Genomic DNA, 4,079 nt, shown 5'->3' with positions numbered 1-4,079 from the left:
TGTGTTGGGTCAATAGCATAGACTCGGCGTACTATGATGTCAAGCCTCTACAGACATGAAAAAGCGATTGTAGATCCATCGAGGCAGGCTTGTACTCATCTTAGGGGTGAGTAGTTACCTTCGAACATAACCGCGGCAATGCCATTGCCATGGAAGACGGGATCATCAGTTCGGCGCGCTCCTGGATCGAGCAGGGTGTGGGCCTGCGGGTGGTGATCGGCGACCAGACGGGATACGCCTATACCGAAGACCTGTCTGTGGATGCGATGCTCAAGGCCGCACGTACGGCGGCAGCCATTGCAAAGGGGAGCAAGGGTGTGCCGCCGCAGCACTTCAATGCCGGCCCGGCCGGCAAGATGTATCGCATTGCTATGCCCTGGTCGGAAGTGAAAATTGATAACAAGCTGGCCAGGGTGCGCAGACTGGAAAGTCTGGCGCGCAAACAGGATGCCGCGGTGAACAAGGTGACCATCAACTGGTCGGATTACGAGCAACAGGTGGTGATCGCCACACTGGATGGCCGCGTGGTGGCTGACTACCGTCCCATGACCCGTCTCTGGTGTACGGTTTCAGCGGAAAAGAACGGCGTTCGGCAGTCCAATTCGGCCAATCTGTCAGGGCGATATGGTATGGATCACTATACCGATGAGCGCCTGCAGGTTCTTGCGAAAAAGGCTGTGGACAACACCCTGGTGCTGTTCGGAGCCCGACGTCCCCCGGCCGGTGAAATGCCGGTGCTGCTGGCGTCGGGCGCCAGCGGCATCCTGCTGCATGAAGCCATCGGCCACGGTATGGAGGCGGATTTCAACCGCAAGGGAATCAGTATTTATTCCGACATGCTGAACAAGAAGGTTGCCAACCCGCACGTCACTATCGTGGACCAGGGAACCCTCGCCTACGAACGCGGTGCGCTCAACTATGATGATGAAGGCAATCCCGCCCAACGCAATGTGCTCGTGGAAAACGGCACCCTGCGCGGCTATCTCCATGACGGCATTTCCGCACGTCACTACAAGGTGGCGCCGGGCGGATCCGGGCGGCGTGAGTCCTACCGGCATGCGCCCATGCCGCGCATGACCTGTACCTTCATGGAGAACGGTCCTCACAGCCGCGGGGAGATGATCGCCTCCATGAAGAAAGGCATCGTGGCGGAGACCTATACCAATGGCCAGGTGTCCATCGGTGCTGGCGATTTCACCTTTTATATCAAAAACGGCTGGCTGGTGGAGAACGGCAGGATCACCGCACCCATCAAGGACTGCAACATCATTGGCAACGGTCCCCAGGTACTCAGGGACATCACCATGGTGGGTGGCGACAGCAGTATGGATACTGGTGGCTGGACCTGTGGCAAGAACGGACAGAGTGTACCCGTTTCCCTGGGCATGCCATCGGTGCTTGTATCGAAGATGACTGTGGGAGGCGAACATGCAGGATAAGATGCGTCACGCTGCGGAACAGTCTCTGGGGCTGGCCCGCAAGGCCGGTGCCCAGGATGCCTGGGTGAGCGTAAGCCGCAGTCGAGATGTGACCCATGAGTACCGGGACGGCAAGCTGGAGAAGGTGAAGGATGCCACCTCCCTGGCACTGTCCATTGAGCTGTATGTGGATGGCCGCTATGCCAGCCATTCCACAACAGACCTCCGCGAGCCGTCACTGGCCGGTTTCATTGCCAATGCCGTGAGCCTCACCCGCGCCCTGCAGCCGGATCCCTATCGCAGGATAACGCCGCCGGAGCTTTTCAAGGGACGTGCAGACAGGGATCTGCAGTTGCTGGATCCGGCGATAAGGGATCTGGCGCCGGCGCAGCGTTTGGCCTGGTGCAAGGAACTGGATGAGGGGATTCGTGGCGACAAGCGGCTGATTTCTGCGAGCTGTGCTGTCTATGACGGCAGCAGCCGTTCACTGAGCGTGAGCAGTAACGGCTTTCATGGCGAACAGACAGGTACTTCCATATGGATGGGAGCAGACCTCACTTTTCGGGACCGGGGAGACAGACGGGCCTCCGGTGATTTCTACCCGGGTGCGCGCCGGCTGTCGGACATGCCTACTGTTCAGAATATTGCCAGGAAAGCCCTGGAACGGGTGCGGCAGCGCCTGGGTGTAACCAAGGGGCCCAGCCAGAAAGGCTACATGGTGGTCGATGCCCGGGCCGCAGGGCGCCTGATATCTTCCCTGGTGAGTCCCGCATCGGCCCAGGCCTTGCAACAGAAGCGATCCTTCTGGATGGGGCAGCTGGGCAAGATGATGTTCAGTGAGCAACTGACCCTGGTGGATGACCCTCTGCTGCTGCGGGGCCTGGGTTCACGTCTGTACGACAGCGAAGGTATCGCCGCCCGTCCCCTGACCCTGGTGGACAAGGGGGTGGTGCAGAATATCTACGCCGATACCTACTATGGACGTAAGCTGAAGATGGCGCCCACCACCGGCAGCCGTTCCAACCTGCTTATGAAGCCTGGCAGCAGTTCTCTGAAGGACCTGCTCGCGGCGGCGGGGGAAGGGATCTATGTCACTTCCTGGCTGGGGGGCAACGCAGACAATACCACGGGCGAGTTCTCCCTGGGTCTGCGCGGGCACCTGATCCGCAACGGGAAGATCGCAGAGCCTGTAGGGGAAATGAACGTGACCGGCAGTCTGAAGGAACTCTTCGGAAACCTGGTGGCTCTGGGCAATGATCCCTGGCCTTATTCCAGCCTGCGGGCGCCGTCCATGATGTTCGAGGGCGTGAGCTTCAGCGGTGCCTGAGAAGGGTGTTCAGCCGGCGTACTTGTGCTTGCGCCCGTCTTTCCAGCAGGTAAAGGGCGGCAGCATGCGTCCGGCGGGCAGCATCTCGCCGGCTGCCACCTTGCAGCCCGAGCGTATGCCCAGCATGGCGCCGTATTCGATGACGATGGGGGCCACCTGCAAGTGGTGATTGCCACTTTCGTCCAGAGTGACTACGTGGCCGGCCAGGCCACACTGACTGGCGATCACCGCGCCCTTCTCTACGGTGAGCAGGTAACGTTCGCTGATGAGAATGTCGCGGGCCCAGAAGGAAAAGGGGCTGACCTGCGAGCCCCATAGTGTCAGCCAGCTGCCATACAGCCCCGGTACCAGGCGCAGCAGTTCTTCCAGCAGGCCGATGCGGTTGAAGGGCATCTGCAGCTGGGTGAGGAACCACCAGACACGAAAGCTTCTGTCCTGTGGTGTGCTGTCGCGAGTCAGTGGCCTGCCGAACAGGGCGAGAGTGATGCGGCAGGTTATCGGAGGCAGGAGATACAGCCATGCGGCAGTGAACAGCAGCCCACCCGTGACAGTCTGAAACTGCAGGATCAGCAGGCCGCCAAGGCCCAGAAAGGCAAGAGGGAAGTAGAGCAGGAGAATCTGAAACAGCTCCGGTCTTTGATGCTGGTTTCTGTTCATTCAAATATCATATGTGTTTTGCGTCTTGAATACAGCAGAGAAAAATATTCCGGCAGCGCTCAACCTGCTTGTTGTTGCATCACTGATTGTGACAGTGCTGTTTTTGCTGTGGCTGGCTTCCCGTCTGCCGTTGCCGGCATCGCTGGTGATCGGCTTGCTGTTTGCTATGTTGCTGCTGACCAACTATCAGCTGATACACGAAGCCACACACGGGTTGTTGCATCCTTCACCAGGAGTGAATGAAAACGTGGGGATGCTGCTGTCCTGGTTGTTTCCCGTGTCCTTTACACTGATGAAAGTGACACACATCGTGCATCACTGCTGCAACCGCAGTGATCACGAGATGTTTGACTGCTACTATCCCGGCGACAGCCGTATCCTGTGCTGCCAGCCATGGAGAGCGAAGCGAAGGCTGGTAGTCCCCAGTAGCCGCGAGGCCGCACTGCTTACCCGTCGTGCGCATAGCGCCAGAGGGGAAGCAAAGTAGGCATTCGAACGCGGCGTCCAGTCATTGGGAGACAAGTACGGAGCAGCAACGAGCTTGCGAAGTTGTTGTGTAGTGCTTGGTGACCAGGACGGCTGGGGCACGAATAGGTTGTCAAAGGCCGAGTCGATTTTGGGGACTGGGATGTCCCAAAATCTATCACGAGGTCGAAGACACGCTTGAAATACTTCCA

Annotated in this window: 5 protein-coding genes and 2 pseudogenes; 4 read left to right on the top strand and 3 right to left on the bottom strand. The window is 58.8% G+C overall.

What is annotated here, in order from left to right; translation table 11 throughout:
* Positions 1-125 precede the first annotated feature (125 nt).
* From ACOCD2_RS13605 to ACOCD2_RS13595, 3 genes and pseudogenes are all read left to right on the top strand, one after another.
* Positions 126-290 (top strand): annotated as a pseudogene (locus tag ACOCD2_RS13605) (PmbA/TldA family metallopeptidase); the annotation flags it as partial.
* Positions 267-1,439, top strand: a complete 1,173-nt coding sequence (locus ACOCD2_RS13600) for a TldD/PmbA family protein (RefSeq protein ID WP_308317306.1) — start codon at positions 267-269, stop codon at positions 1,437-1,439. The pseudogene ACOCD2_RS13605 and the gene ACOCD2_RS13600, both read left to right, overlap by 24 nt.
* On the top strand, positions 1,429-2,745 hold the full coding sequence (locus tag ACOCD2_RS13595; protein WP_293646578.1) for a TldD/PmbA family protein: 1,317 nt from the start codon (positions 1,429-1,431) through the stop codon (positions 2,743-2,745). Before ACOCD2_RS13600 ends, ACOCD2_RS13595 begins: the two co-directional genes overlap by 11 nt.
* Positions 2,746-2,754: 9 nt before the next feature.
* Here ACOCD2_RS13595 and ACOCD2_RS13590 read toward each other — a convergent pair whose 3' ends face one another.
* Positions 2,755-3,402 (bottom strand): hypothetical protein, encoded by a 648-nt coding sequence (locus ACOCD2_RS13590; RefSeq protein ID WP_293646580.1) that lies wholly within the window; start codon positions 3,400-3,402, stop codon positions 2,755-2,757.
* Positions 3,403-3,585, bottom strand: coding sequence for a hypothetical protein (locus ACOCD2_RS13585; protein ID WP_293646582.1), 183 nt, complete (start codon positions 3,583-3,585; stop codon positions 3,403-3,405).
* Here ACOCD2_RS13585 and ACOCD2_RS13580 point away from each other — a divergent pair.
* Positions 3,569-3,733: pseudogene (locus tag ACOCD2_RS13580) on the top strand (fatty acid desaturase); the annotation flags it as partial. The gene ACOCD2_RS13585 and the pseudogene ACOCD2_RS13580 sit on opposite strands and share 17 nt — an antisense overlap.
* Before the next feature lie 26 nt (positions 3,734-3,759).
* Here ACOCD2_RS13580 and ACOCD2_RS13575 read toward each other — a convergent pair.
* Positions 3,760-4,079, bottom strand: a 320-nt coding sequence (locus ACOCD2_RS13575; protein WP_293652726.1) for a hypothetical protein, incomplete at its 5' end; no start/stop codon positions are given.

It is taken from the genome of Thiolapillus sp. (genome assembly GCF_048562965.1).
GTDB classification, from domain to species: Bacteria; Pseudomonadota; Gammaproteobacteria; order Chromatiales; family Chromatiaceae; genus Thiolapillus; species Thiolapillus brandeum_A.
The sequence above is the reverse complement of the archived record's forward strand: the minus strand, read 5'-3'. Positions and strand labels throughout refer to the sequence as shown.